The 26,512-nt window shown below is 40.3% G+C and carries 23 protein-coding genes and 1 pseudogene; 21 read left to right on the forward strand and 3 right to left on the reverse strand.

Annotated elements, in window-relative coordinates:
* Positions 1-122: 122 nt before the first annotated feature.
* The 5 genes from Hs30E_RS02890 (at position 123) to Hs30E_RS02910 (ending at position 6,991) form a co-directional block, all read left to right on the forward strand.
* Entirely contained in the window at positions 123-944 is an 822-nt protein-coding gene (locus Hs30E_RS02890; RefSeq protein ID WP_172207807.1) for a transporter substrate-binding domain-containing protein, read from the forward strand.
* A 154-nt stretch (positions 945-1,098) separates the two neighbouring features.
* Positions 1,099-2,196, forward strand: coding sequence for a 3-phosphoserine/phosphohydroxythreonine transaminase (gene serC / locus Hs30E_RS02895; protein WP_172207808.1), 1,098 nt, complete (start codon positions 1,099-1,101; stop codon positions 2,194-2,196).
* Between the two features lie 6 nt (positions 2,197-2,202).
* The gene (locus Hs30E_RS02900; protein WP_172207809.1) at positions 2,203-3,378 is read left to right on the forward strand and encodes a 3-phosphoglycerate dehydrogenase family protein; all 1,176 of its coding nucleotides are present in this window, start codon (positions 2,203-2,205) and stop codon (positions 3,376-3,378) included.
* Positions 3,375-3,734, forward strand: a complete 360-nt coding sequence (locus Hs30E_RS02905) for an arsenate reductase family protein (protein WP_172207810.1) — start codon at positions 3,375-3,377, stop codon at positions 3,732-3,734. The genes Hs30E_RS02900 and Hs30E_RS02905 overlap by 4 nt, the downstream gene beginning before the upstream one ends.
* Before the next feature lie 161 nt (positions 3,735-3,895).
* A complete protein-coding gene (locus Hs30E_RS02910) occupies positions 3,896-6,991 on the forward strand; it encodes a KxYKxGKxW signal peptide domain-containing protein (RefSeq protein ID WP_172207811.1) in 3,096 nt (1,031 codons plus the stop codon).
* Positions 6,992-7,123: 132 nt separating this feature from the next.
* On the opposite strand, the gene Hs30E_RS02915 is transcribed toward Hs30E_RS02910, so the two are convergent.
* Complete coding sequence (locus Hs30E_RS02915) at positions 7,124-7,951, reverse strand: exodeoxyribonuclease III (RefSeq protein WP_172207840.1); 828 nt, start codon at positions 7,949-7,951, stop codon at positions 7,124-7,126.
* 221 nt (positions 7,952-8,172) lie between these two features.
* On the opposite strand from Hs30E_RS02915, the gene metG reads away from it, so the two are divergent.
* Both metG and Hs30E_RS02925 read left to right on the forward strand, forming a co-directional pair.
* Positions 8,173-10,182 (forward strand): methionine--tRNA ligase, encoded by a 2,010-nt coding sequence (metG, locus tag Hs30E_RS02920; protein ID WP_172207812.1) that lies wholly within the window; start codon positions 8,173-8,175, stop codon positions 10,180-10,182.
* Positions 10,183-10,185: 3 nt separating this feature from the next.
* Positions 10,186-10,503: a DUF1622 domain-containing protein gene (locus Hs30E_RS02925; RefSeq protein ID WP_172207814.1), complete on the forward strand. Its 318-nt coding sequence runs from the start codon at positions 10,186-10,188 to the stop codon at positions 10,501-10,503.
* 192 nt (positions 10,504-10,695) lie between these two features.
* Here the strand turns inward: Hs30E_RS02925 and Hs30E_RS02930 are convergent.
* Positions 10,696-10,980, reverse strand: a pseudogene (locus tag Hs30E_RS02930) (ISNCY family transposase); the annotation flags it as partial.
* 53 nt (positions 10,981-11,033) lie between these two features.
* Between Hs30E_RS02930 and rnc the strand changes: the two are divergent.
* The 14 genes from rnc to Hs30E_RS02995 all read left to right on the forward strand — a co-directional run bounded on the left by rnc (position 11,034) and on the right by Hs30E_RS02995 (position 26,271).
* Positions 11,034-11,756: a ribonuclease III gene (gene rnc / locus Hs30E_RS02935; protein ID WP_172207817.1), complete on the forward strand. Its 723-nt coding sequence runs from the start codon at positions 11,034-11,036 to the stop codon at positions 11,754-11,756.
* Positions 11,747-15,310, forward strand: coding sequence for a chromosome segregation protein SMC (gene smc, locus Hs30E_RS02940; RefSeq protein ID WP_172207819.1), 3,564 nt, complete (start codon positions 11,747-11,749; stop codon positions 15,308-15,310). Before rnc ends, smc begins: the two co-directional genes overlap by 10 nt.
* A gap of 98 nt (positions 15,311-15,408) precedes the next feature.
* On the forward strand, positions 15,409-16,215 hold the full coding sequence (locus Hs30E_RS02945; RefSeq protein ID WP_172207821.1) for a Cof-type HAD-IIB family hydrolase: 807 nt from the start codon (positions 15,409-15,411) through the stop codon (positions 16,213-16,215).
* Positions 16,216-17,349 (forward strand): signal recognition particle-docking protein FtsY, encoded by a 1,134-nt coding sequence (gene ftsY, locus Hs30E_RS02950; protein WP_172207823.1) that lies wholly within the window; start codon positions 16,216-16,218, stop codon positions 17,347-17,349.
* Between the two features lie 143 nt (positions 17,350-17,492).
* On the forward strand, positions 17,493-18,473 hold the full coding sequence (locus Hs30E_RS02955) for a ribose-phosphate diphosphokinase (protein ID WP_172207825.1): 981 nt from the start codon (positions 17,493-17,495) through the stop codon (positions 18,471-18,473).
* Between the two features lie 46 nt (positions 18,474-18,519).
* Positions 18,520-19,260, forward strand: a complete 741-nt coding sequence (locus Hs30E_RS02960) for a helix-turn-helix domain-containing protein (protein WP_172207827.1) — start codon at positions 18,520-18,522, stop codon at positions 19,258-19,260.
* 74 nt (positions 19,261-19,334) lie between these two features.
* Positions 19,335-21,830, forward strand: coding sequence for a leucine--tRNA ligase (gene leuS / locus Hs30E_RS02965; protein ID WP_172207828.1), 2,496 nt, complete (start codon positions 19,335-19,337; stop codon positions 21,828-21,830).
* 262 nt (positions 21,831-22,092) lie between these two features.
* The gene (locus Hs30E_RS02970; protein ID WP_172207830.1) at positions 22,093-22,986 is read left to right on the forward strand and encodes an Rpn family recombination-promoting nuclease/putative transposase; all 894 of its coding nucleotides are present in this window, start codon (positions 22,093-22,095) and stop codon (positions 22,984-22,986) included.
* Positions 22,987-23,141: 155 nt separating this feature from the next.
* The gene (locus Hs30E_RS02975; protein WP_172207831.1) at positions 23,142-23,678 is read left to right on the forward strand and encodes a hypothetical protein; all 537 of its coding nucleotides are present in this window, start codon (positions 23,142-23,144) and stop codon (positions 23,676-23,678) included.
* A 5-nt stretch (positions 23,679-23,683) separates the two neighbouring features.
* Positions 23,684-24,301, forward strand: a complete 618-nt coding sequence (locus tag Hs30E_RS02980; RefSeq protein WP_172207833.1) for a putative ABC transporter permease — start codon at positions 23,684-23,686, stop codon at positions 24,299-24,301.
* 92 nt (positions 24,302-24,393) lie between these two features.
* On the forward strand, positions 24,394-24,516 hold the full coding sequence (locus Hs30E_RS11370; RefSeq protein ID WP_267130224.1) for a hypothetical protein: 123 nt from the start codon (positions 24,394-24,396) through the stop codon (positions 24,514-24,516).
* Positions 24,517-24,693: 177 nt separating this feature from the next.
* Positions 24,694-25,068, forward strand: a complete 375-nt coding sequence (locus Hs30E_RS02985; RefSeq protein ID WP_172207834.1) for a hypothetical protein — start codon at positions 24,694-24,696, stop codon at positions 25,066-25,068.
* Positions 25,069-25,414: 346 nt separating this feature from the next.
* Positions 25,415-25,891 carry a hypothetical protein gene (locus tag Hs30E_RS02990; protein WP_172207835.1) on the forward strand — a complete coding sequence of 159 codons (477 nt, stop codon included), beginning with the start codon at positions 25,415-25,417 and terminating at the stop codon, positions 25,889-25,891.
* A complete protein-coding gene (locus tag Hs30E_RS02995; RefSeq protein ID WP_172207837.1) occupies positions 25,861-26,271 on the forward strand; it encodes a hypothetical protein in 411 nt (136 codons plus the stop codon). The genes Hs30E_RS02990 and Hs30E_RS02995 overlap by 31 nt, the downstream gene beginning before the upstream one ends.
* An 89-nt stretch (positions 26,272-26,360) precedes the next feature.
* Here the strand turns inward: Hs30E_RS02995 and Hs30E_RS03000 are convergent, their stop codons facing one another.
* Complete coding sequence (locus Hs30E_RS03000) at positions 26,361-26,510, reverse strand: DUF4368 domain-containing protein (RefSeq protein ID WP_228461977.1); 150 nt, start codon at positions 26,508-26,510, stop codon at positions 26,361-26,363.
* Between the last annotated feature and the right edge of the window lie 2 nt (positions 26,511-26,512).

Raw genomic sequence — 26,512 nt, forward strand, 5'->3', positions numbered from 1 at the left:
CTCCGCTTTTTTGAATAAAAATTATTTTTATTGAAATAATATGCGTAAAATGCTTGACTTATCCCCTAATTAGTGTATAATTATACCTATAAACTAATAAATATACTAAAAAAGGGAGTGTTATGAAGATGAAAAAGATAATTTTAGGGCTTGTTACTGCCTTTTCAATTTTGACTTTAAGTGCCTGTGGTTCGGATAAAAAGGCAACTGTTGACAAGTATTTGGATAAAATTAAGGATAAGGGAACTTTAACGGTTGCTATGAATCCTGAATTTGCACCGTTTGAGTTTCAAGTGATTCAAGAGGGTAAAAATAAAATTGTTGGTTCTGATGTTGATTTGGCAAATGAGATTGGCAAAGCCTTGGGTGTTAAGGTTAAGTTTGAGGCGATGGACTTTAACAATGTGCTGGCTGCTGTTCAATCTGGAAAAGCAGATATTGCGATTTCTGGCATTTCAGTAACTGCTGAACGTCAAAAAAACTATGACTTCACGACACCTTACTACATTGCCAAAAATGTTATGATTGTCAAAAAATCTGAACTTGCAAGCTACAAAACGGTAGCTGATTTCAAGGGGAAAAAGGTTGCAGCGCAAAAAGGTACAGTGCAGGAGACGGTTGTTAAAGAACAAGTTAAGCAGGCAGATTTAGTGAGCTTAACAAAGAATGGGCAGATGATTAACGAGCTGAAAAATGGGACAGTTTCGGGTGTTGTTCTTGAAGAACCGATTGCTAAGGCTTATGTGGCGGCAAATTCTGATTTGGCTATTTCTGAGACAATTGGCTTTGAATCGTCAGAATCTGACAGCTATGCGATTGCTTTGCCGAAAAACTCGGGAAATCTAAAAAAAGAAATTGATAAAGTTATCGACAAACTCAAAGCTGAAGGGAAAATTGAGACATTTGTTTCCGATAATTTTGATTTGTCACAAAAAGCTAAATAAAACCGAACATTTTCAAAAAAATCAGTAAAAATGCTGATTTTTTTGTGTATAATGATTCTCAATATGATATAATAGGATAAATATTTAGTAAATTCTAAATGTTAGGGTAACTTTTGATAAGTTTGCCGACTAAAAAACTCGGAGGTTTCACAAAATGACAGTTTACAATTTTTCAGCAGGACCAGCAGTCTTGCCAAAACCTGTGCTTGAAATGGCGCAAAAAGAGATGCTTGACTACCGCGGCAGTGGCATGAGTGTGATGGAGCTGTCCCACCGCTCCTCCGAGTTTGACGAAATCATAAAGGCAGCTGAATTGCGTTTGCGTGAGCTGATGGCGATTCCCGACAACTATAAAGTCCTTTTCTTGCAAGGTGGCGCGTCACTCCAATTTTCAATGATTCCTTTGAATTTGGCGAAAAAAAGTAAAAAAGCCTACTATATTGTTGGCGGTTCATGGGGCAAAAAAGCTTATACGGAGGCGGTTAAACTCTCGAAAACGATTGACTTTGACCCGCAGCTTTTGGCATCTTCGGAGGACACTGTTTACAACCATATTCCGACATTTGACTCAAAAACGATTGACAAAGAGGCGGCTTATGTGCATTTGACGACGAATAACACCATTGAGGGAACAACGATTTATGACTTGCCAGATACAAATGGTGTGCCGATTGTTGCCGATATGAGTTCAAATATTCTTGCTGTTCGTTATCGTGTCGCTGATTTTGGGATGATTTATGCAGGCGCACAAAAAAATATTGGTCCTGCTGGTGTGACGATTGTTATCATTCGCGATGATTTGCTAAATGACACACCTGTTTTGTCTAGCATGCTTGATTATCGGATTCAAGCGGATAATGGCTCGCTTTATAACACACCGCCAACTTATGGCATTTATATCGCACGTTTGGTCTTTGACTACGTGGCAAGTCTTGGTGGCGTTGATGCTATGGAGACGAAAAATGTTGAAAAGGCGACGTTACTTTACGATTTCATTGACAAGTCGGAATTTTATTCAAACCCTGTTTCAGTCAAGGCTGATCGGAGTATTTGTAATATCCCATTTGTCACACCGTCTGATGAGTTGGACAAATTGTTCAATAAAGAGGCACTTGAGCATGATTTCAAAAATATCAAGGGTCATCGTTCTGTTGGTGGCATGCGTGCCAGTATTTACAATGCCTTTCCACTCGAAGGGGTGCAGGAGCTGGTTGCGTTTATGAAAGCATTTGAAGAAAGAAATAAAGGATAAAAAATAATGGTTTATACAGTTAAAACATATAACAATATCAATAAAATTGGTTTGCGTGAGCTTGGCAATCGTTTTCAAGTTGACGGCGACCACAAGGATAATCCAGATGCCTATATTATTCGCTCGGAAAATCTTCACGGGACTCAATTGCCAGAAAATCTCAAAGCGATTGCGCGCGCAGGTGCTGGGACAAATAATATCCCGATTGATGAGGCAACTGATCAAGGAATTGTCGTTTTCAATACGCCTGGTGCCAATGCTAATGCCGTGAAAGAGGCGGTAATTGCATCAACACTTTTGAGTGCGCGTGATTATATCGCTGCTAATAAATGGGTCAATACCTTGACTGGCGATGATGTGCCAAAACAAGTTGAGGCTGGTAAGAAACAATTTGCGGGGAGTGAAATTACTGGGAAAACTTTCGGTGTTATCGGTCTTGGCGCAATTGGCGGGCGAATCGCTAATGATGCTTATCGTTTGGGTATGAAAGTTTACGGTTACGACCCTTACGTGTCAATTGAAACCGCTTGGAATATTTCGAGCCATGTACGCCGTGTCAATGATATTAAGGAAATTTTCACGCATTGTGATTATATTACGATTCATGTGCCATTGACTGACGAAACAAAAGCGACTTTTGATAGTAAAGCCTTTGATTTGATGGGCAAAGATGTGACGATTATCAACTTTGCGCGTGGTGAATTGGTTGATAATGCAGCGCTTTTTGATGCGATTGAGACAGGTGTTGTCAAACGTTATATTACCGATTTTGGGACGGAAGACTTGCTCAACAAAGACAAAATCACTGTCTTACCCCACGTTGGTGGCTCGACTGAGGAGGCTGAGTTGAACTGCGCGATTATGGCTGGACAAACGATTCGGCGTTTTATGACAACAGGTGAAATCATTAATTCGGTCAATTTCCCTAATGTCAAACAGGCTTTGACAACACCGTTTCGGATTACGTTGATTAACAAAAATGTGCCAAATATCGTGGCAGGTATTTCAACACGTGTGTCTGAATCTGGGATTAACATTTCAAATATTATCAATCGCTCAAAAGGCGACCATGCTTATACCTTGCTTGATTTGGATGAGACTGATGGTGCTAAGGTTCAAGCGCTTGCTGATGAATTTGACAAATCTGAGAACATTGTCAAGGTGCGGGTAATCCAAAAATGACGAAAACATTTTACTGGTATCCTAAGTGTTCGACCTGTCGGAAAGCCTTAAGTGAGCTTGAAGCGTTGCAGGTTAATGTTGACAAGATTGACTTGAAGACGGCGCCGCCAAAGGCGGATTTGATTTTGTCGTGGCTTGAAACCTCTGGTTTTGACAAACGGAAGTTTTTTAATACGTCTGGTATGCGCTATCGTGATTTGGGTTTGAAAGATAAGATTGATAAAATGTCTTTGCTTGAGGCGGCAGATTTGCTTGCAAGTGATGGCATGTTGATTAAGCGACCGATATTGCTTGATGAGACTGGAAAAGTCTTGCAGATTGGCTATCGGGCGACTTATGCTAGTCTAAGTTTATGAGAAAAGTCTTGCTTATGGCAAGCTTTTTTTGTCATTTAATTATCTGACAATTAGAGAAAAATAACAAAGTCCCGAAATCGAAACTTATTTTTTTCACTTAGTATAAAAGCGTATAATAGTCTTATAACACTGTATTTTATTTTAAGAGGAAATCGAGGTAAATGATGAAGAAAATTACTTTTAGTAATTTATTGCACCAGAACCAAGAACCCGAAAAGTCCCATTATAGGATGTGGAAATCGGGTAAACAATGGTTATTTGGTACAATGACTACCGTTGCAACGCTTACGAGCGTTGGCATGGTATCGAATGTTGTCGCAGATCATACTGGTCTAAAGTTTTCTTTTGCGACCGAGACAGTGTCAGCTGATGTTTTAGAGGATTATGAGTCTGCTAAAGTGGATTACGAGGCAGATTTAAAGGCTTATGACAGTGCTAAAGCTAAGTATGAATCTGAAGCTAACCGTCTTTCTGCTTTGATTGCTGAAAAAAAAGCTGAGATTGACAATCATAAACAGGCTGTTTCAGATTATGCTGAGATAGTTGCTGCTTATGATAAACTTAAATCAGACTTTTCAGCTAAATCTAAGGCTTATCAAGCTAAGTTTGATAAGTATGAAAATGTTGATAAAACAGCATTTCTAAAGATTAAGTCGGCATATGAAAAGCATAAGTCTGAGTATGAAACAACGAAAGTTGCTTTTGATACAGAAAAAAAAGTCTACGACGACTTGAAAGATGCTGCGAAATCTAAGACGAAAACTTATGATGACTTGAAAACAGCCTTTTTGAGTAGTAAGCAAGATTATGCGAAAAAGTTAGCTGCCTACAATTCGGATAAGGCTAAGTTTGAAGAGATTAAAGAAATCTATGCAGATGTTTTGACAGAGTATAATCTTGAAAAAGCGACTTATGACAAGATTGCAGCAGAGTTTGATGAAGTCAAAAAGTCTGATGCGAGTTATGCTGATAAAAAGGCAGCCTTAGCGATAGCTGATGAAGAATTTGCTAAAACTAAAGCCAAGTATGACGAGACTTTAAAAACTTATAATGCTACTAAAACGGCGTATGATAAGCATACTGAGGCTTTTAAGGTCATTGAAAAGACCCATAAAGACTTGGGGATAGACTTTACTAAGGCAGCGGGTGCTTACAAAGAAGCACAAGATGCAATAGTAGAAGCTAAGGCTAAGTATACTGAACTTGAAGTTAAGTTAAAACCTTTACTTGCGGATTATCAGGAGCTTGCTAAAGAATATCAAGCAGCAGATAAAGCCTTTAAGGCTTTGTCAACTGATTATCAGACTCTGAAAAAAGAGTATGAGCAGTTAGTCAAGGATTTTGAAGCAGCTAAAGGACAATATCAGCTTGCACTTGGTAAAAAAGAAGAAATTAACATCAGTGCTGATGCGATTAACACCTTGAAGAGCGAAGTAGATACCTTGCAAAAGCAGAAAAGTGCGCTTGACGTAGCGTTAGGCTCTTTGGAGCTTGAGCATAAAGAGTTATTAGCTAAGAAAACGGCATTAGAACAGGCTCAGATTAAACCTAGTGCTGATTATGAAGTCGCTAGGAGTGCTGCAGCTAAGGCATTAGCTGAATTGGATGATAAAAGTAGTAAACTTAGTACTTTTGTCAATTCTTTTGACCAAGCAACTTCAAGAGAACAGTATAATAGTGTCTTTAAGCCAACACTTCAGACGCTTCAGAATGATTTGAAGGCCGCCATTAACTCAGCTGAACCAGTGTTCACTGCTTATAAAACAGCATTTGATGCTTATGTTAAAATTGGTGGTGTGCCTAGTGCTGATACAGCTTTTGCGATAGAACCAGGAACACAACCTTATCGTGAAAGTGTTGTGATGGTTGATAATATCGTTGACCAAATGGTTAGCTACTATAACTTGAAAGATGCAGTTGATGAGTTCCGAAGAAAGAAAGACGAGTATAATCAAAAGATTTCACTTGTCTCTCTTGAAAATGAAGATGCTAGCGTCTATATGGATTATCTCAATATGACTCCAGAAGAATGGGTTTATCTGGAAGGTAAGGATGGTTTAGTAGGAAGTCAGTATCTTAATGTTTTGGAAGAGTGGAAGTCAGATATGACTTCAAAGCTCTCAGAGTTAGAAAAAGCGTTTTATCCTAAGTGGCTAAAAGCCAATGAAGAATTTGCGATTGAATTGGCGAATTTAGAAAAAGCGGTACGTGAATACAATGGAGAAGTAGAAGCTAATGATATTCCTGGTGTACCTTCTGTAAATCTCCCTAGTAAATGGGGCTTTGAGGCTATCCGAGATACAATTTCTTTAACTCCGGGAAATTTTGATAGGATAATTGCTTATAATTATAAGGTAGCTTATGACAAATATCAAAACTACCTTGATAGTATGCAACCAGGTGAACTTGAAGTTGCGACAGTTGGAGAAATGTATCTCAATGGTAACTGGGAATTTGCTAATAACAAATGGACAGCATTACCGCCTACTATAGGAGATTCTTCAGATCCGATTATTAAATTTAGTTTCGACATTGCTAAAAATACCATGAATTTGGTTACGCCTCCAGACTTGAGAGTTAGTGACGTCCCTCCTGCAACTGGTGTTCCAATGCCAGTCTTGGAAGAGGCGAAATATGCTAAAGAGCCTGAGGCGATGAAATTTGAAGTTGAGATACCAACTGAGCAAAAAGAGAATGTGAAAGAGGCTGTTGCAGTGAGTTTAGATGTTTTAGATGAACTTACGCCTATCATAAATGATACGGTAGCGCCTGAGAAACTTGAGTTTACCACACCACCTCCTGTGGTTGTTGTGGAAGTTGAGGAAGAATTAGATTCTGAATCTGAGTATTATTCAGATTCAACATTTGATTCCGACTCAGAATTTGACTCAGATTCGGAATTTGATTCAGATTCACTATTTGACTCTGACTCAGCGTTTGATTCAGATTCGGAATATGATTCTGATTCAGCGTTTGATTCAGATTCAGAATATGACTCTGATTCAGCGTTTGATTCGGATTCGGAATATGATTCTGATTCAGCGTTTGATTCGGATTCGGAGTATGACTCCGATTCATTATTTGACTCGGATGCGTTGTTTGATTCAGAAAACAGCAGAAGAGGTAGAGGAGTTTTACCAAACACTGGTGACGACATGCCTGATGAATTTATTGATTCATATGGTTTTGTCGGCGGTGCTTTAATTGCCGCAGCTGCTCTTATGGCTGAAAAACGTCGGATGAAACAAAACGAGTAAGTAGTATAAGATAAGAATCAAGTTGTGAAACTTGATTCTTTTTTCTATTCAAAAATACCAGTCGTTATCAAAATGACTGGTATTTTTTTGAGTTAATTGTTAAAGAATTGCATTAGTATTTGATAAAGCATCTTACAACTCAATCTCAAGCAAAATCGGCGTGTGGTCTTGTCTAGCGCCGGAGTCAATCATTTCAGATTTGCTGACTTTATCGGCGATGATATTTGAGGTTAGCCAGTAGTCAATCCGCCAGCCAGAATTATTGACTTTACTTGTTTTCGAGCGTTGCGCCCACCATGAATAGACGTTTGGCACTTGGCCATGGAGATGGCGGAAAGTGTCGGTAAAGCCAGCTGCCAAAAGTTGCGTAAAGCCATCACGTTCTTCGTCAGTAAAACCTGGGGAATTGCGGTTATTTTGCGGGTTTGCAAGGTCGATTTCATAATGGGCAACGTTGTAGTCGCCTGTTGCGATGACTGGCTTTTTACTATCAAGTTCAAGCAAGTATTCGCGGTAGTTGATGTCCCACATTTGGCGTTCGGCAAGGCGTTTAAGTCCGTCGCCAGCATTGGGCGTATAGACTTGGGTCAGATAGAAAGTATCAAATTCTAACGTGATGATACGTCCTTCGCTATCCATGGTTGACGGCGCGCTGATTTCTGGGTAACTAATCACGACAGACAAGTTCTTTTTGTAGAGAAACATTGTCCCCGCATAGCCTTTACGAGCTGGCTCAATGGACGAGCGCCAAGCAATGTCGTAGTCGGGAAAACGCTTGCTCAGAATTTCGAGGTGCTTTTTGGTCGGACCGTTTGCGGCAAGTTTGGTTTCCTGCAAGGCGATAACGTCAGCGTTGTGCGCAGCGAGGGTCGTCAGCACGGCCTGAGACAGCTGAGCGCGCGGGGAATCGCTTGTCAGCGCAGCGTTTAGGGAATCAATGTTCCACGAGATAAATTTCATTTTCATTCTTTTATTATACCATGAAATGTTATCGTTTTAGGGTGTTGGGAGTTTGGGAAGTTGGGTGGGTATGTTAATTCCAATGTTTAGAATTATCAAACAATTGCATTTTCCACAGTATTTACAACACGAAGCATTCCCAAAAATACGCAAATATGGTATAATTGTAAAGACGAAATTTTCAAAAACGTCGCATCATTTGCACGATTGAAAGGGATAAAATGACTAATCAAGAAACGATAAAAGAAACTTTTTACATCACAACGCCGATTTACTATCCGTCGGGTAAACTCCACATTGGAAATTCATATACGACGATTGCTTGTGATGTTCTTGCGCGCTACAAACGTGCTATGAATTTTGATGTCTTTTATTTGACTGGGACAGACGAGCATGGTCAAAAAATTGAGGACAAGGCAAAAGATTTAGGCATTTCGCCTAAGGCGTACGTTGACGGTATGGCGGCTGATATGCAAAAATTGTGGCAAACGCTTGATATTTCTTATGACCATTTTATTCGCACGACGGATGCTTATCATGAGAAAGCGGTGCAAGATATTTTCGAGCGGTTGCTTTTGCAAGATGATATTTATCTTGGTGAATATGCGGGTTGGTATAGTGTGTCAGATGAGGAATTTTTTACAGAATCGCAGCTTGCTGAGGTTTTTCGTGATGCGTCTGGCAATGTGACAGGTGGTAAAGCACCGAGCGGTCACGAAGTTGAGTGGGTCAAAGAAGAGTCGTATTTCTTCCGCATGGGCAAATACGCCGATCGCTTGTTGGCTTATTATAACGAGCACCCAGAGTTTATCCAACCAGAATCTCGCAAAAATGAGATGATTAACAACTTTATCAAGCCAGGTCTGGAAGATTTGGCGGTTTCGCGGACGTCATTTACATGGGGGATTCCTGTCAAATCAAACCCCAAGCACGTCGTTTATGTTTGGTTGGATGCGCTAACCAACTATATCACGGCGCTTGGTTACGGGGCTAACGACACGACAAATTTTGAAAAATACTGGCCTGCCAATGTTCACATGGTTGGAAAAGAAATCGTGCGTTTCCATACGATTTACTGGCCGATTATGCTCATGGCGCTTGATTTGCCCTTGCCTAAGCAGGTGTTTGGTCATGGTTGGTTGCTCATGAAAGACGGCAAGATGTCCAAATCTAAGGGCAATGTTGTTTATCCTGAAATGCTGGTTGAGCGCTATGGTTTGGATGCGTTACGCTATTATCTCATGCGCGCCGTACCTTTTGGCAGTGACGGCATTTTCACGCCTGAGGACTTTGTTAATCGCGTCAACTACGACCTCGCAAACGACCTCGGTAATCTCCTCAACCGTACCATTGCCATGATTAACAAGTATAATGGCGGTGAGATTCGGACACCAGAAGCACAGACGGCATTCGATAGCACGCTACAAGCTGTCATTGAAACAGCGATTGCTAACTACCATACGGCCATGGATAAGATGGAGTTCAATGTCGCGCTAAATGAGATTTGGACGATTATTTCGCGGACAAATAAATATATTGATGAAACAACGCCGTGGCTTTTGGCTAAGGAGACAAGTAAGTCTGGGCAACTTGATAGTGTCATGTATCATTTGGCGGAGAGTTTGCGACTTGTAGCTGTTTTGTTGCAACCCTTTATGCGTGCGACTTCTAACGTCATTTACACGCAACTTGGGCTTGTTTTTGATGCACCAAAATTGTCTGACTTGGCATTTGGCTTTGCATTTACAGCACCAGTTGTTGCCAAAGGTCAGCCGATTTTCCCGCGCCTAGATACAGCTGAAGAAGTGGCATATATCAAGGCACAGATGAATGCGACAAGTCCAGAAGTTGCTGAGGAGACCGTGTGGCAACCAGAAAATGTTACCTTATCGTCTCAAAAATCAGCGATAAAATTTGACGATTTTGAGAAAATTGAAATCAAAGTGGCGCAAGTTATCGCAGCTGAAAAAGTTGAGGGTTCTGACAAGCTCATCAAGTTCCGATTGGATGCAGGCGATGTTGAAAATCGTCAAATCTTGTCTGGTATTGCCAAATTTTATCCAAATCCTCAAGAATTGGTCGGTTTAAAATTACAAATCATTGCCAATCTTAAACCGCGTAAAATGATGGGGCAGGTGTCACAAGGCATGATTTTATCAGCAGAATCAAACGGTAAATTAACCTTGCTGACAGTGCCGGACGAAGTGGCAAATGGCAGTGTGATTGGCTAAAATATGGTAATCATCACGAAAATTTGTGACGTTTTGATAGTGGCAACCAGTGTTGTCGCTGTTATCGTATTGCTCTGCGGTGTTGTCAAAGCAACGGTCAAATTTGCTCAAAATGAGTTGACACATTCTGATAAGTTGCGTGCCATCAAAAATGAACTGGGCGCTTATGTCTTGCTGTCGCTTGAAATTTTGATTGCGGCAGATATTATCGAGAGTATTATCAAACCGACTTTTGCAGATATTGGTAAACTCGCGGCTTTGGTCGTGATTCGGACAGTCATTTCCTACTTTTTAGGCAAGGAAATTGATCAAGAAAAATGAGGACAAGGGTCGAAAGCCCCTTGTTTTTTTGGAAAAAGTGATGATAAAAGAATTAGATAACAAGTAAAATTTGCCTTGGGAATTGTGTCAAGCGAAATTGAAAATGTCCCAAAAAAAGTCTAAACATGAGTTACGTTTTGCTAAAGCAAAATTTGCTTTTAGATTCCATTTTTGATATTATTTAGTTATGATTTAGGCTGAATTTTCAGCTTGATATTCCAGAAGCGTCTTACCGATTCTTCTGAGATACTTTTCGAAAGATGCAAGTTTCCACGGGTGTGACTGTTGGGGAATATACTTGCGTTTTTCTTTTTTGCCTTCTTTGGGTTGATCAAATTCTTCTGAGTAAATTTCATGTGTTAGTAACATTCTTGAGCTATAAATCTTGTCCTCGATATTGATATAAATATTACCGTCAAAGGCTTCTATTACAAGTGCCTTAGATTTTTTAGTAAAGTACATTTTCTTGTTTCCTTTTTACCAACATCACAAGGTGCGAAAGCCCTTGTTTTTTGGTATAATAGAAGATAATGGAAACTTTACAAGAAAAATTACGTGATTACAAGATAAATTTTAAAAATTTGGCTTTGCTTGATGAGGCATTTACACATAAATCTTACTATTTTGAGCATAAAGATTCGAGTGTTTTTCATAATGAGCGTTTGGAATTTTTAGGTGATGCGGTGTTGGGATTTGTCATCGTTGAGTATCTCTATAAAGCTTTTCCTGATGAGCGCGAGGGTGTTTTGACGGAAAAGAAGATTTCGATTGTTCGGCGGGAATCACTGGCTGATTTTTCGCGCAAGCTCGGTTTTGATGCTTATCTCAAGCTCGGCAATGGCGAGGAAAAAAATGGTGGTCGTAAAAATGATGCCAATATGGAAAATTTATTTGAGGCTTTTCTTGGTGCACTTTTGGTTGACCAAGGGATGTTTGAGGTCAAAAAATTCCTTTATAAGGTTATGATTCCTGAGATTGAAAATGGTAGCTATGATAAAGTGACGGATTATAAGTCTGCTTTGCAGGAGATTTTTTACTCGGCAGGGACAATTGATGACAATAATAAAATTCCTTTGGCATACGTTGTGATTGGGCAAAGTGGTCCAGTTCATGAGCCTATTTTTGAGATAGACGTGGTTTTTGAGGGGCGTACCATTGGTCACGGAAAAGGGAAATCTAAAAAAATAGCTGAGCAAGATGCGGCGCGTGATGCCTTTCAAAATCAGCAAAAGGACAGCAAATCATGTATCTGAAGCAAATCGAAATGGTCGGTTTCAAATCTTTTGCTGACCGTACAAAAATCACTTTTGATACTGGTGTCACAGCGATTGTCGGACCAAATGGCTCAGGTAAGTCAAATGTGACAGAAAGTCTCCGTTGGGCGCTTGGCGAGCAGTCTGCTAAGAGTTTACGTGGCGCTAAAATGCCTGATATTATCTTTGCGGGGACGCAGAAACGGCGCGCGATGAACTATGCTGAGGTTATCGTAACTTTTGATAACGAGGATGATTATTTACCTAGTGAAAAGACAGTCATCATCACGCGGCGGCTTTATCGCAATGGCGATAGTGAGTTTCTGATTAACGGCAAGAAAGTTCGTCTCAAAGATGTCCATGACTTGTTTATGGATACGGGACTTGGGCGTGACAGTTTTTCGATTATCTCCCAAGGGAAAATTGAGGCGATTTTTAACAGTAAACCTGAGGAACGGCGTGCGATTTTTGAGGAAGCGGCGGGTGTTTTAAAGTACAAAAATCGCAAGAAAGAAACGGAGTCAAAGCTTGCTGCCACGCAAGAAAATATGGATCGGCTTGATGACATCATCTATGAGCTTGATGGTCAACTCACGCCTTTGCGGGCACAGTGTGATGTGGCTCTGCGTTTTCGTGAGCTTGATGCCACGCGTTCTCAGCTTGAGATTTCCGTTTTGGTTGCGCAAATTATTGCTGAAAAAGTGAACTATGAGTCTGCGCAAGCGCAATTTAGCGAGGTACAGCAGACCTTAGCTCAGATTGATGAGGATCAAGCTGAATTTGATCGTGAAGTGCTGAAGTTGAAACAGCAACGTGCGACTGTCGAGGCTGAACAGGAAAAATTACAGGCAGAAATTTTGACATTGACAACTGCCAAATCTGATTTTCAGTCGAAAATTGACATTTATCATAGCCAAGCTAAGATGTCCCAGAAATCTGCAGCGGAGCGAGAAGAAAGAATTTCGTCGCTTTCTGAAAAAGTTTCTGAAATTTCAAGAGATTTGCAGCAATTATCAGAGAAATTATCTGAAAATCAAACTTTAAAAGCAACATTAGAGACTGAAATTGCAGCTTTACAAGGCAAATTAGCTAATTTTTCTGAAAATCCTGATGATGTGATTGAGCGTTTGCGGGCAGAATTTGTTGATTTGGTCAATCAAGAAGCGCAGTTATCAAATGCTTTGACCAAAAATACATCAGAATTAGAAAATATTCAGCTAAATGCTGCCAGTAAGTCAGATGAAAATCAAGTCCTGTCTGAAAAATATATGGCGCTAAAAATTGAATTAGCCGAGACAGCAGAACGCGCTAAGGCGTTGAAAGCAAAACTTGACACGCTCTTGAGCCAATATCGAACCTCCGAAGCTGACTTGACAGCACTGAATGGTAAGGTTACTCAGACACAAGAGCAGCTGTTTTCAGCCATGGGCGAGCTGAATAAATTTAAGGCGAGCTTGACACATTTGGAGAATGTGCGTGCCAATCACAGCAACTTTTTTCAAGGTGTCAAAGCCGTGTTACAAGCCACTGATAAATTGTCAGGTATTATCGGTGCTGTTGCTGATTTGGTAACATTTGATAAACGATATGCGACGGCTATGGAGATTGCGATTGGCAATCGTGGGCAATTTGTAGTTGTTTCTGATGAATTAGCAGCCAAATCAGCTATCAATTTTCTGAAAAATCAGCGTTTAGGTCGGGCGACATTTTTGCCACTTACGACGATTAAACCACGTTATTTTAATAAATATGCTCAAATTTCGACGATGACGGGCTTTATTGATACGGCGCAAAATCTGCTTAGCTATGATGAAAAAATTACGCCAGCGATTTCAAATTTGCTCGGTAGTGTTGTGATTGTGGATAATGCTGACAATGCTACGAAAATTGCGCGTGCGATGAATTATTCGATTCAGATTGTGACCTTGGATGGCACACAAATCAACGCAGGTGGTTCATTTACAGGTGGCACTAACAAGCAAAAATCAACGTCATTTACCAACGTTGAAATTGATGATTTAACGCAAAAAGTGACGCTTTCTGAAAATGGTGTCAAAATTTATGAAAATGAATTGCAAGAGTTGCAAAATCAGAAAACGTTGTTGACTGAATCTCTGATAAATTTGCGCCAACAAGGCGAACAAGCGCGGCTTGACAGTCAAGAATATGAATTGAAAGAAAAAGTTTTATGTGAAGCTAAGACTGATTTGGAAAGTCGTTTGGCACTTTCAAGTGCTACTGACGAGCAAACAAGAATCAATAAACTGACAACTGAAAATGCTGAGAAAAGGGTTGCTCTTGCTGTCATTGATGACAAGAAAAAGCAGATTAACACGGACATTGACCAAGTTAAAAGCAGTCAAACAGAAGTCAAAGTGCTTAGTGAAACGCTACGTCAGACCTTGCAGAAATCGCAACTGAAACTTTCTGAAATTACCTCAGAAATCAAATATGACAAGGCAGAAATTGCGCGTTTGACGAGTGAAAAAGTGACTTTAGCGTCAGAAATTCAAGCGCTAACCAGTCAAAATCAGGCGGAAAATCCTGAAGTGACTGACCAAACACTTGAAAAATTGACTGAAAATCTGTCGAAAGTTTCAGAAAAACTTGAAGCAGCCAATATCAAGCAAGTCAGTCTCAGGTTTGAGCGGGAAGATTTGACAGCGCAAATTGAAGATTTAGATATTGCCAATGCTGATAATATCAAGCAACGTCAGGAATTTTTATCACAGAAAACGCGACTGGAGCTGTCAATTGAGACATCTGAAAACAGACTCAGAAATCGTCAGAATAAACTGATAAATGATTATCAAATGAGTTTTGAAGCGGCGCAAGATTTGGCGGAAGAATTAGCTAATTTACAAGAAAGTGAGCGCCAATTGCAAGCTCTGGAAACGCAGATTCGCAAACTCGGTCCAGTCAATTTAGCTGCAATTGAGCAATTTGACGAGGTCAATAATCGGCGTGAGTTTCTTAATACACAAAAAGAAGATTTGCTCAATGCGAAAAACTTGCTAGAATCAACGATTAACGACATGGATGATGAGGTTAAAATTCGCTTTAAATCAACTTTTGAGGCGATTAGAACATCATTTCAGACAACTTTTACGCAGATGTTTGGTGGTGGTCAGGCTGATTTGCGCTTGACTTCGGACAACTTGCTAGATGCTGGGATTGAGATTGCGGTGCAGCCACCAGGCAAAAAACTTGCCAGTCTTAATCTCATGAGTGGTGGTGAAAAATCGCTAACGGCACTCGCCCTGCTTTTTGCTATTATCCGTGTGCGGACAGTGCCTTTTGTCGTGCTTGATGAGGTTGAGGCGGCTTTGGATGAGGCTAATGTTAAGCGTTTCGGTGATTATATGACACGCTTTGACGAAAGTAGTCAGTTTATTGTTGTGACCCATCGAAAAGGGACGATGAAAGCTGCTAAAGCCATGTATGGCGTGACCATGCAAGAGGGTGGGATTTCTAAAATCGTATCGGTCAAGCTCAAAGATTATGTGGTCGCTGAAGCGGGCAAAGGAGCAGAAAAAGCGGTGCATGATAGATAAAATGACGTACTGTTTTTAACTTATTTGATTGTTAGCTAAAAGTTTTTCTTTTAAGAAAAATACAAGGCAAACATCTTGAATTTTGATATAATGAAATTATGACTAAAATAAAATTATTAGCACTTGATTTGGACGGGACTTTATTGACGAGTGAGAAAACGATTTCTGCTGAAAATAAAGCGGCGATAAAACTTGCGCAGTCGGCTGGCGTTCATGTTGTGATTACGACAGGTCGTCCGCTGAAAGCGATTGAGCATATCTTGACGGCGCTCGATTTGCTTGATGATACACAGTATTCGATTACTTTCAACGGTGGTCTGGTTCAGCGCAACAATGGCGAGATTCTCTCGAAAAAAACGTTTTCTTATGCTGAGTTGGCTGAGATTCACGCTGAGTTGGCACGCCTTGACCTCCCGATGGACGTTATTTCTGACGGCACTTGCTACGAGACTGACCCTAAGTCCCTCTATCAAGGGTTCAGCCCTTTTCTTGATTTTATCGAAGGACCATTTTCAGCGATTCCTCATGATATTATTTTAAACAAGGCAGTCAGCGCTTTAGATGCCGAAGTTTTAGATGAGAAAATCTTAGAAATCTCACCTCTTTTAAAAGAAAAATATGAGATTTTCAAATCTCGTGATATTTTATTAGAACTCATGCCCAAAGGTGTTATCAAGTCATTTGGACTGGAAAAATTGACAGAAATTCTAGGCATTACCAAAGAAAATGTGATGGCAATCGGCGACGAAGAAAACGATATTGCCATGTTAGAATGGGCTGGAATCGGTGTTGCGATGGGAAATGCGACAGCACAAGTCAAGTCGCTTTCTGATATTATCGCACCTGTTACAAATGATGAGCACGGCGTTGCTTGGGCAATTCACAACTATATTTTGGAGGCATAAATGGGATTATTTGATAAGATTTTTGGTAAGAAAAAGATGGCAGAAACAATAGCAGAAAACATCGAGGCAGATGTTTTCTCCTTTGATTTGTCAGATTTAGCAGAAACATCCGAATCTGAGCGCGAAATTGTCACAGTTGTTGAACCAGAAATTTCGGTAGAACAAGTCGCTGAACCAGAAATACAAAGCGTTATCCAATCTGAACCTGAAACACAAATTGAGGAAAAATACGAAAAATCGCTGAAAAAAACGAGCAAGTCATTTGGCGCGCGTTTCAATGAATTTTTGGCGAATTTCCGTTCGGTTGACGAAGAATTTTTTGAAGATTTGGAAGATACATTGATTATGAGTGATGTCGGTGTTGATGTCGCAACGCAATTAACAGACGATTTGCGCCGTGAAGTTAAGCTCCAAAAGGCTAAGTCACAAGATGATGTTAAGCGTGTTATCATTGAGAAAATGGTTGACAACTTTGGTGAATCGGGTCTTGATACAAGTCTTAATTTGCAGGAAAATTTGACTGTTATGATGTTTGTCGGGGTTAATGGTGTCGGTAAAACGACGACAATTGGCAAGCTCGCCAATCGTTTCAGAAATGAAGGGAAAAAAGTGCTACTTGCGGCAGCAGATACGTTTCGTGCCGGTGCAACGGATCAATTAGTCGAATGGGCACATCGAAGTGATGTTGAGATTGTTGTCGGAAAAGAAAAGTCTGATCCAGCTTCTGTTGTTTTTGATGCGGTTAAAAAAGCTAAGACAGAAAGTTATGATATTCTTTTGATTGATACGGCAGGTCGTCTGCAAAATAAGGAAAATCTGATGAAGGAGTTAGAGAAGATGGGCAAAATCATCAAACGTGAAATACCTGATGCGCCACATGAAACCTTATTAGCCTTGGATGCAACGACAGGACAAAATGCGATTTCTCAAGCCAAAGAATTTTCAAATGTTACACCATTGACAGGTATTGTTTTGACAAAATTAGACGGTTCAGCCAAAGGCGGTATCATCTTAACGATTCAGCAAATTCTACAAATTCCAGTTAAATTAGTCGGACTAGGCGAGGGAATTAACGATTTGGAAACTTTTAACGAAGAATTATTTGTCAAGGGACTTTTTCAAGACTTGATTTAGTCAGCATTTACAAAATGCTAAAAAAATAGTAAAATTATATGTGTGAACAGTCAACTATAAAATAACACTAATAGACGCATTCAAGCACGGGATTTTATCGTTATTTTATAGCTGATTGTGTCTAAAAAATCTCGGAGGATGACATGTCGTACGCAAACTTGAAGTTATTTGCACTCAGTTCAAACAAAGAATTAGCCAACAAAGTCGCTAGAAATATGGGGCTTGACCTCGGAAAATGTAGCGTGAAAACCTTTAGCGACGGCGAAATTCAAATCAATATCGAAGAATCAGTTCGCGGCAGTCACGTCTTTTTGTTACAATCAACCTCAAGTCCTGTCAATGAAAATTTGATGGAGCTTTTGATTATGGTTGATGCGCTGAAACGCGCTTCAGTTGGCTTTATTAATGTTGTCATTCCTTACTATGGTTATGCGCGCCAAGATCGCAAGGCTCGTCCGCGTGAACCGATTACATCAAAATTAGTCGCAAATATGCTCCAAATTGCGGGTGTCAATCGTCTTTTGACGGTTGATTTACATGCGGCGCAAATTCAAGGTTTCTTCGATATTCCAGTTGACCACCTGATGGGTGCACCCTTGATTGCTGATTATTTCGAGCGCAAGGGATTGACTGGTGAAAATGGTGATGTTGTTGTTGTCTCGCCTGACCATGGTGGGGTAACACGTGCGCGTAAATTGGCAGATTTCCTCAAAACGCCGATTGCGATTATTGACAAGCGTCGGCCGCGTGCCAATGTTGCTGAAATTATGAATATCATCGGTGATGTTAAAGGTAAAAAATGTGTCTTGATTGATGATATGATTGACACAGCAGGAACGATTACACTTGCCTCAAATGCTTTGAAAGAGCTTGGCGCGACTGAAATTTATGCGTCATGCACACACGGTGTCTTGTCTGGTCCAGCGCTTGAGCGGATTGAAAATTCGGCGATTACCGAGTTAATTGTGACTGACACGATTGAGTTGCCAGAGGCCATTCGCAATTCTGAAAAAATCACTGAAATCTCGATTTCAGCGCTGATTGCGGATGCGATTGTTCGGATTCATGAAAATCGTCCTTTGTCGCCTTTGTTTAAAATGCGCGTGAAATCTGAAGATATATAAGACTATATAACAAGCGAAACGCCAAACGGCGTTTTTTGGTAAAATCATGAAAATAGAAGAATTAGCAAAAATTTATGCTGTAAAAAATGGTTATCGTGAGGCTGAAGTCAATTTTGAAATTGACGGCAAGGCGTTTCATATTGCCAAAAATGACTTGAGTAATCGCGAGATTTTACTTTTTGAGTGCTTATTTAAACAGGAAATTTCGGCTGATTTTGAACAGCTTACAAATGGCAATTACCGTATTTTGCAGATTCGGGCGAAAAATTTTGCAGAAGTGGCAGACAATTTGTCACTTATCATTCCGTCAGTTGTAAAAGTAATCAAATTTGATGAAAAATCTGGCATTGCCATTGAAAAATATGACAAAGAAACATTGAGTTGGACTGAACTAACCAATGTTGTCAAGGCTTTGGCGCAAGATTTGAGCTTTAAAATTGACTTGTATATTGGTTTTTTTACGGAAAAATCAGAGTTAGCTCAAATTTATGCAGAAGAAAAGCTGAATTTTGCCAATCATCAAACTTTCAGTGAAGCGATGATTGCTAAAAATCTTGAAAAGTCGCAAAGTTTGATTTTGAATAAGCTCAAAACGGCATTTCAGCGCGATATTGACAGTCAGGAACTGGTCAAAGTTCTTTATCAAAATGACGGCAATCAGCTGAAAACGGCTAAAGACCTCTACATTCATCGCAACACGCTGACCCAGAAAATTAAAAAATTCGAGAAACAATACGGCATTAGCTTGACCAGTAGCGACTTGGTATTGTTGAAGAGTTTGATTTGAATTTGTTGCGAACCATTGAAAAACGCGTCTAAAAATAGTAAAATAAGACATACCAAATTAAAAGAAAGACTAATATGACATTTAATCATCAAGCAATCGAACAAAAATGGCAGAAATTTTGGGCTGACAATCAGACATTTAGAACAGGGACTGACAAGACAAAACCGAATTTTTATGCCCTAGATATGTTTCCATACCCGAGTGGCGCTGGGCTTCACGTAGGTCATCCGGAGGGCTACACGGCAACGGATATTCTCAGTCGGGCGCGCCGTGCGCAAGGTTATAATGTTTTGCATCCAATGGGGTGGGATGCCTTTGGCTTGCCTGCTGAGCAGTACGCCATGGATACTGGCAATGATCCAGCTGAATTTACGGCGAAAAATATTGAAACATTCAAGCGTCAAATCAATTCGCTTGGCTTTTCGTATGATTGGGAACGTGAAATCAACACAACTGACCCGGAATACTACAAATGGACACAGTGGATTTTTACCAAACTTTACGAAAAAGGGTTGGCTTATGAGGCAGAAGTCGCTGTCAATTGGGTTGAAGAACTTGGGACAGCCATTTCAAACGAAGAAGTTTTACCCGACGGCACATCAGAACGTGGTGGTTATCCAGTTGTCAGAAAACCGATGCGCCAATGGATGTTGAAAATCACGGCTTACGCTGAGCGTTTACTTGATGATTTGGCAGAAGTCGATTGGCCAGAATCAATCAAGGAAATGCAGCGTAACTGGATTGGTAAATCTGTCGGCGCAAATGTGACATTCAAAATCAAAGAGACAGACCGTGACTTTACTGTTTTCACAACGCGACCAGATACGCTTTTTGGGGCAACTTATGCCGTTTTAGCGCCCGAACATGAGCTAGTTGACGTGATTACGACATCAGCACAGGCTACTGCGGTGGCTGATTACAAGCACACGGCTAGTCTCAAATCTGACCTTGCGCGTACTGATCTTGCCAAGGATAAAACGGGCGTTTGGACAGGTGCTTATGCGATTAATCCTGTCAATAATCAAGAAATTCCGATTTGGATTGCTGATTATGTTTTGGCGAGCTACGGTACTGGTGCGATTATGGCGGTGCCTGCTCACGATACACGTGACTGGGAATTTGCCAAGCAATTTGACTTACCGATTATTCCTGTGCTGGCTGGTGGCGATGTTACCGCATCTGCCTATACAGAGGACGGTTTGCATATCAATTCGGACTTCTTGGACGGTCTTGACAAGGCGACAGCTATTAGCAAAATCAACGATTGGCTGACTGAAAATGGTGTTGGCAGTCAAAAGGTCACTTACCGCTTGCGTGACTGGCTTTTCAGCCGCCAGCGTTATTGGGGGGAACCGATTCCGATTATTCATTGGGAGGATGGCACGTCTACGGCTGTGCCTGAACATGACTTGCCACTCGTTTTGCCAAAAACAACTGATATTAAGCCGTCGGGAACTGGCGAGTCGCCACTTGCCAATTTGACTGACTGGTTGACGGTTACACGCAAGGATGGTGTTAAAGGTCGGCGTGAGACCAATACCATGCCACAATGGGCTGGTTCTAGCTGGTATTACATTCGTTATATTGATCCAACAAATACGGAAAAAATGGCTGATGAAAACTTGCTTAAAGAGTGGTTGCCAGTTGATATTTATGTCGGTGGTGCTGAGCATGCCGTCCTGCACTTGCTTTATGCAAGATTTTGGCATAAATTCCTCTACGATATTGGCATTGTGCCAACAAAAGAACCGTTCCAAAAGTTATATAATCAAGGGTTGATTACGGCGATGAGCTATAAGGACGGTCGTGGTGCACTGGTTGCTAATGACAAGGTTGAGGCGCGTGATGACAAGTTTTATCATCTGGAAACGGGCGAGGCGCTTGAGCAAGTTGTCGCTAAAATGTCGAAGTCGCTGAAAAATGTGGTCAATCCAGATGATGTGGTGGCGCAGTACGGGGCGGATACTTTGCGCATTTATGAGATGTTTATGGGACCTTTGGATGCCAGTATTGCTTGGTCGCCAGAGGGGCTTGAAGGGGCGCACAAATTCCTCGAACGTGTCTATCGTTTGCTTACAGAAAAAACGATTGTTGCTGAAAATGACGGCAAACTTGACCGTGTTTACCATGAAACAGTCAAATTTGTGACGGAACACTTAGCGGCCTTTAAATTTAACACGGCGATTTCGCAATTGATGATTTTTGTTAATAGTGCTAACAAATTATCTGAATTGCCAAGAGATTATGCCAAAGGTTTTGTCCAATTGCTTGCGCCATTTGCGCCACATTTGGGGGAAGAACTCTGGCAAATGCTGACGGGCGAAGTAGGTATTTCCTATGTGCCTTGGCCAACATTTGATGACAGTAAACTTCTTGATGATGAAATTGAGATTGTTCTGCAAGTTTTGGGCAAGAATAAAGCGAAAATCATGGTGCCGACAGGTCTCTCCAAATCAGAGTTGGAAAAAATTGCCCTTGACAATGAGGTCATCAAAGGCTTGATTGGCGGTAAAACTGTCCGAAAAATTATTGCTGTGCCTGATAAATTGGTTAATATTGTGGCGACTTAAAAGATATTTGATAGTCTGATAAAGATTGTCAAGTGTTTTTGGAGGTGTTCTATACTTAACTTTTGAGCTAAATTCGTTAGTTCTAGCCAACGGCTAAGCAATGTTTTTCTATTATTAACACCAAAATTTTTTCAAAAACTTGCGAGCAAAATGGCAAGTTTTTTCGTATATAAAGGTAGGACATCAAAAATTTGATTTTCTATCTTGTTTATGATTAAATGAAAATTGGAGTAGTCGTGTTTTTGAAAAGAAAGCTGAAATCATGACGAAATACTTACCGACAAACGATTTACTTTTTAAGAAAATGCTAACTTCTGAGGATACGCGGCATATTTTGCGTGCTTTTGTAAGAGATCTTCTGGGAGTTACTTTCAAAACACTCACGCCGACGGAAACTTATCATATTGATAGTTATGCCAAAACGGCGGGGGAAGCCGAGCTTTTGCGGACGGAAGTTGATATTCTTGCCGTTGCTGAAAATGGTGCAAAAACGACAATTGAGATGCAAATTCAACTGCATCATTATTTTAAGGAACGCTCAGTATACTATCTTGTTGAGGCTTTTTGTGGCTCATTTGCTAATGCTGAAACGGAAAATTTTGTCAACAATAACAATTTTTCTGCTTTGCGTGCTACTTATGGCATTAATATTGTCAATTTTCATATTTTGGGTAAAAATGAAAAAGCCGTGAAAATTTTTGGACTTTTGGACGAAGAAACGCATGACGTTTTAAAAAGTGAAACAGGCGAAGATATTCTGAGACTTTGTTACTTTAGTCTTGTAAATGAAAATGTTGTGGCTCTGTCAGCTGTTGCCCATTGGCAAAAATTTTTGAAAACGGGCGAGGTTGATGAGTCGGCACCAGATTATATTAAGGCGGCGAAAGTCAAGACTGATTTTCATAGCTTGAAAGAGGAGGAGCAAGAAATGGTGTTACAACTTGAGAAAAATAAGGTGCTTTACGATGTTGAGTTGTCCTCTGCTAAGTTGGAGGGAAGGCTTGAGGGCGAAAAATTGGGAGTGACGAAAGGAAAGGCGGAAATGGCAATTAATATGTTGAAAGACAATGTAGACATGGCTGTCATTTCAAAATACAGTCAGTTACCTATCGAAATCATCCAAAAACTTCGTGAGGAAGTTCCCAAAAATAACTAATCTTCTTTTTCATAATCTAAAAAAACAGCCAAAAATAATAAATTGGCTGTTTTTTCGTCGTTAATAATTTCCAAACATTCCCTAAACAACTTACAAACATTTTCAAGATAAACTAGTATCATAAGGTAAGGGAAACTTACCAAGGAGGAGATATTATGAACGAAATCACAAAAAGCGCAACCGCTTTTGTCGGCTATGAGTACAAGGAAGTCACGGTCAAACAATCGCTTGAAAATCTGTATGTTGACAGCTACACAGCTTTTGGGTGGCAGTATGACGGTGGTGGGACGACGCTGTCGTCGCTTGGTACAATCACGCTGAAATTCAAGCGCGATCGCAAGATTCAAAATAAAACAGAATTGGCACGCTTGCAACGGCATTTTGAGGTGGCGGTTAAGCAAATTGATCAGCTGGAAATGATGAAAACGCGCACTGCCGCAATCACGGCTTTCACGACAGGTATCGTTGGGAGTGGTTTTATGGCAATTTCAGTTTTTTCTATCACAGGTGCAACAACTCATCTTGTGCTTTGTATCATTTTCGGTGCGCTAGGTTTTCTTGCTTGGGGGCTGGCTTATCCACTTTTTCATCGGATTTCGGCGAAAAAAACGGTGCAGATGACCGAGTTGATTGAACAGAAATTTGATGAAATCTATGATATTTGTCAAAAAGCGACTGCTTTAATCAGGTAGAAATTATGGCAAAACTTAATAAGTTATTTTGGCTTTTCATCATTGGCTCAGTGTTCGGCTTTGTACTAGAAACGGTGTTCTGTTTCCTAGTCAATGGTCGGCTAGAATGCCGTTCCAGCTTGATTTTTGGGCCATTTAACATCATCTACGGCTTAGCTATGGTCATGCTCTATCTAGGCAAATATTTGGTCGCCCACCGAAAATTGCGCACGATATTTCTCTTTGGTGCGATTACTAGTACCATTTTGGAATATGTTGTCTCAATCGTCCAAGAAATGCTAATTGGCTCAGTCTCATGGGATTATAGCAGTCAGCCATTCAACATTGACGGTCGTGTCAGCTTACTATTTTCAGTCTTTTGGGGCATTTTGACAATTATTTGGTATCTGTTTGTTCTACCATTTCTTGAAAAAACGATAGACCATTTATCACAGAAAATCAAGCCAGTACTGACAAAATTATTTATCTTGTTTTTGGTGCTAGATTTGTTAATCTCAGGCCTAGCAGTTGTCAAATGGCATATCAGACAAGTTGGCCCGACAAGCAAAAACACCACCATTGACAAAATACTCAATGACACGCTGATGGAAAAAATCTATCCTAACATGATTTGGAAAGATTAAAATCATGATACTGAAAAGCGATGCGCCGAGTGACCGTAGGCGCAAACTTTCGTAGAAAGTTAGCTTGAAGTTCAAATAAAAAGGAAATTCCCATGAAAAAAATTATCGCAAGTACACTCGTTACCGCAGTTATCAGTGTCGGCACAATTATGATTGTTCGTCAAACTAACAAACGCCAAACGTCCGTAAAATTAGACAAAGTTTGGTATATTTAATAGACTCATTTAACTATAAAACGCTAACACTTTCGGCTAGCTCCACCATTACGTCGTTGACAAGTCTCGACGTACACCTGTACGCCTTCGCCATGTCGCCTAGAATTGACGAATCTAGCACGAAAGTTACGTACGTTTTTTATAGTGAAACGAGTATAAAAAGAAAGAGGAAATCTAATGAAAAAATCCAATTTTGTTGCCATGATTATGGGAACGATCGGTGGCATTTTTAGCGCACTTGGCATGGTTATGTGCCTAGAATCAGACTTCGGCGACTTCAAAATCGGTGTTATCATGGGCAGTATTGGGCTTGTCATCTTGCTTTTGACCGTTGTTGTTTGGCGCAAAATGACGGGTAAAGCGCCGATTCGGTTCAGCGCCAAAACAATCGGGACAACGCTGTTAGCAGTTATCGGGGCGCTTTTGCTAGGTGTCGGTATGTGCTTGACAATGGTTTGGGGCAATGTGGTCATGGGTGTTATTGTTGGCATTGTCGGAATTGTTACGTTATTGTCCTTGATTCCATTGACTAAAGGATTAGCTTGGAGGTAGAATGATGATTTATGTTATCAAAATTATCGGAAGTGTTATTTTATTGACGGTTATCAAAAAATTAAATTAAGGGCATCTCTAAAAACTGCTTGACCAAATTTTAGATAGATTTTTTAACCGCAAGGAAATCTGACGACGGCTTGTGACTGCGCAATGCTCGTCACAGGTAAACACGTGCTGGTGCACATGCACTTTCTGTGGCGAGTAATCGCAGTCACAAGGCTAGGAGGATTGACGTAGGATTTGGAAAATCTAGCACATCTTTTCCTGTTAGCGATTTTATGAGCTGACAAAATTTGGGAAATCTGAGTTTTTAGAGATGCCCTTAAACTAAAGATGATTGAAAATGCTGGTCAAAGCAGTGGTATGGCTCAAAAAAATATTTCGTCCAAGCAAATTTTGGTCAATTCCCATTGGTATCTTAGGCGCAAGTTTGCTTGCTTTCGTCTTTATTGCGGCGCTTTATGAGACCATTGTTTGTACATTATGTTATCCGATTTCTCTCTATGCTTTATCAGTGCTTTTCCTTGGTATTCCTGATAATATCGCAACGGCAAAGATGATTATTTCCAAAAATAAATTTGGCGCACGTTATCTTAATGATGCCAAACTTCGTGCGAAACTCTCGCTCTATCAAAGTTTCGCCGTTAATCTGATTTTCGTCATTTTCTACACGTATACCAGCCACCATTACCACTCAACGTGGTTTGGCGCGGTGGCAGTTTATGATGCGATTTTGAGTTTCATACGTTTTATTTTACTGAAAAATGTTCGTCAAAACTTGGAAAAAGAGTGGCAAACTTATCGTCTATGTGGTTTTTGATGATTGCGCTCAATCTTGGCATGACGGGTATGATGATTTGGCAAAATAAAGGCTACAATTATGCAGGTTTGGTCATTTATATGTCAGCTATGTCCACTTTTTATAGCATGATTACAGCAATTATCAGCATAATTACCGTCCGAAAGATGAAAAGTCCGATTTTCTCAGCAACCAAATTGCTCAGTTTTACAGGTGCGCTCATGGCCATGTTTATGCTCCAAACTGACATGATGTCGCATTTTGGCAATGATGATGAGAAAATAAGACGACTATCGAACATGACAACGGGAGCAGTCGTCTCACTGATTGTCTTTTGTCTGGCAGTTTTCATGATTCGTCATGCCAGTCGTGAATTGAAAAAAATGAAAAGATTAACATAACTTTAAAAGCGACCGTCCTTGAGCGTTTTTTGGTATAATAACCACCCCCAACCCAGCAGTCCCTCAATATTTTTTAACGAGCGCAACTCCTAACTTTTGCGCTCGTTTTTTTGTGATAGCTTATCTGTTACATCGCCAACCATTCCAACAAATCGGTAATGGATGTCAATTTGCTGAACACGTTTACTATTCCGTTCTTGACCATTAGCTGTTGGCTTGTGAATAATAATCTTATCAATCA

The organism is Pseudolactococcus hodotermopsidis, assembly GCF_011170085.1.
GTDB lineage: Bacteria > Bacillota > Bacilli > Lactobacillales > Streptococcaceae > Pseudolactococcus > Pseudolactococcus hodotermopsidis.

What these genes read in the sequence shown, in the direction of transcription:
- Hs30E_RS02890 (WP_172207807.1), top strand. Translation starts at nt 123, where the DNA reads ATGAAGATGAAAAAGATAATTTTAGGGCTTGTTACTGCCTTTTCAATT.
- serC (WP_172207808.1), top strand. Translation starts at nt 1,099, where the DNA reads ATGACAGTTTACAATTTTTCAGCAGGACCAGCAGTCTTGCCAAAACCT.
- Hs30E_RS02900 (WP_172207809.1), top strand. Translation starts at nt 2,203, where the DNA reads ATGGTTTATACAGTTAAAACATATAACAATATCAATAAAATTGGTTTG.
- Hs30E_RS02905 (WP_172207810.1), top strand. Translation starts at nt 3,375, where the DNA reads ATGACGAAAACATTTTACTGGTATCCTAAGTGTTCGACCTGTCGGAAA.
- Hs30E_RS02910 (WP_172207811.1), top strand. Translation starts at nt 3,896, where the DNA reads ATGATGAAGAAAATTACTTTTAGTAATTTATTGCACCAGAACCAAGAA.
- Hs30E_RS02915 (WP_172207840.1), bottom strand. Translation starts at nt 7,951, where the DNA reads ATGAAATTTATCTCGTGGAACATTGATTCCCTAAACGCTGCGCTGACA.
- metG (WP_172207812.1), top strand. Translation starts at nt 8,173, where the DNA reads ATGACTAATCAAGAAACGATAAAAGAAACTTTTTACATCACAACGCCG.
- Hs30E_RS02925 (WP_172207814.1), top strand. Translation starts at nt 10,186, where the DNA reads ATGGTAATCATCACGAAAATTTGTGACGTTTTGATAGTGGCAACCAGT.
- rnc (WP_172207817.1), top strand. Translation starts at nt 11,034, where the DNA reads ATGGAAACTTTACAAGAAAAATTACGTGATTACAAGATAAATTTTAAA.
- smc (WP_172207819.1), top strand. Translation starts at nt 11,747, where the DNA reads ATGTATCTGAAGCAAATCGAAATGGTCGGTTTCAAATCTTTTGCTGAC.
- Hs30E_RS02945 (WP_172207821.1), top strand. Translation starts at nt 15,409, where the DNA reads ATGACTAAAATAAAATTATTAGCACTTGATTTGGACGGGACTTTATTG.
- ftsY (WP_172207823.1), top strand. Translation starts at nt 16,216, where the DNA reads ATGGGATTATTTGATAAGATTTTTGGTAAGAAAAAGATGGCAGAAACA.
- Hs30E_RS02955 (WP_172207825.1), top strand. Translation starts at nt 17,493, where the DNA reads ATGTCGTACGCAAACTTGAAGTTATTTGCACTCAGTTCAAACAAAGAA.
- Hs30E_RS02960 (WP_172207827.1), top strand. Translation starts at nt 18,520, where the DNA reads ATGAAAATAGAAGAATTAGCAAAAATTTATGCTGTAAAAAATGGTTAT.
- leuS (WP_172207828.1), top strand. Translation starts at nt 19,335, where the DNA reads ATGACATTTAATCATCAAGCAATCGAACAAAAATGGCAGAAATTTTGG.
- Hs30E_RS02970 (WP_172207830.1), top strand. Translation starts at nt 22,093, where the DNA reads ATGACGAAATACTTACCGACAAACGATTTACTTTTTAAGAAAATGCTA.
- Hs30E_RS02975 (WP_172207831.1), top strand. Translation starts at nt 23,142, where the DNA reads ATGAACGAAATCACAAAAAGCGCAACCGCTTTTGTCGGCTATGAGTAC.
- Hs30E_RS02980 (WP_172207833.1), top strand. Translation starts at nt 23,684, where the DNA reads ATGGCAAAACTTAATAAGTTATTTTGGCTTTTCATCATTGGCTCAGTG.
- Hs30E_RS11370 (WP_267130224.1), top strand. Translation starts at nt 24,394, where the DNA reads ATGAAAAAAATTATCGCAAGTACACTCGTTACCGCAGTTATCAGTGTC.
- Hs30E_RS02985 (WP_172207834.1), top strand. Translation starts at nt 24,694, where the DNA reads ATGAAAAAATCCAATTTTGTTGCCATGATTATGGGAACGATCGGTGGC.
- Hs30E_RS02990 (WP_172207835.1), top strand. Translation starts at nt 25,415, where the DNA reads ATGCTGGTCAAAGCAGTGGTATGGCTCAAAAAAATATTTCGTCCAAGC.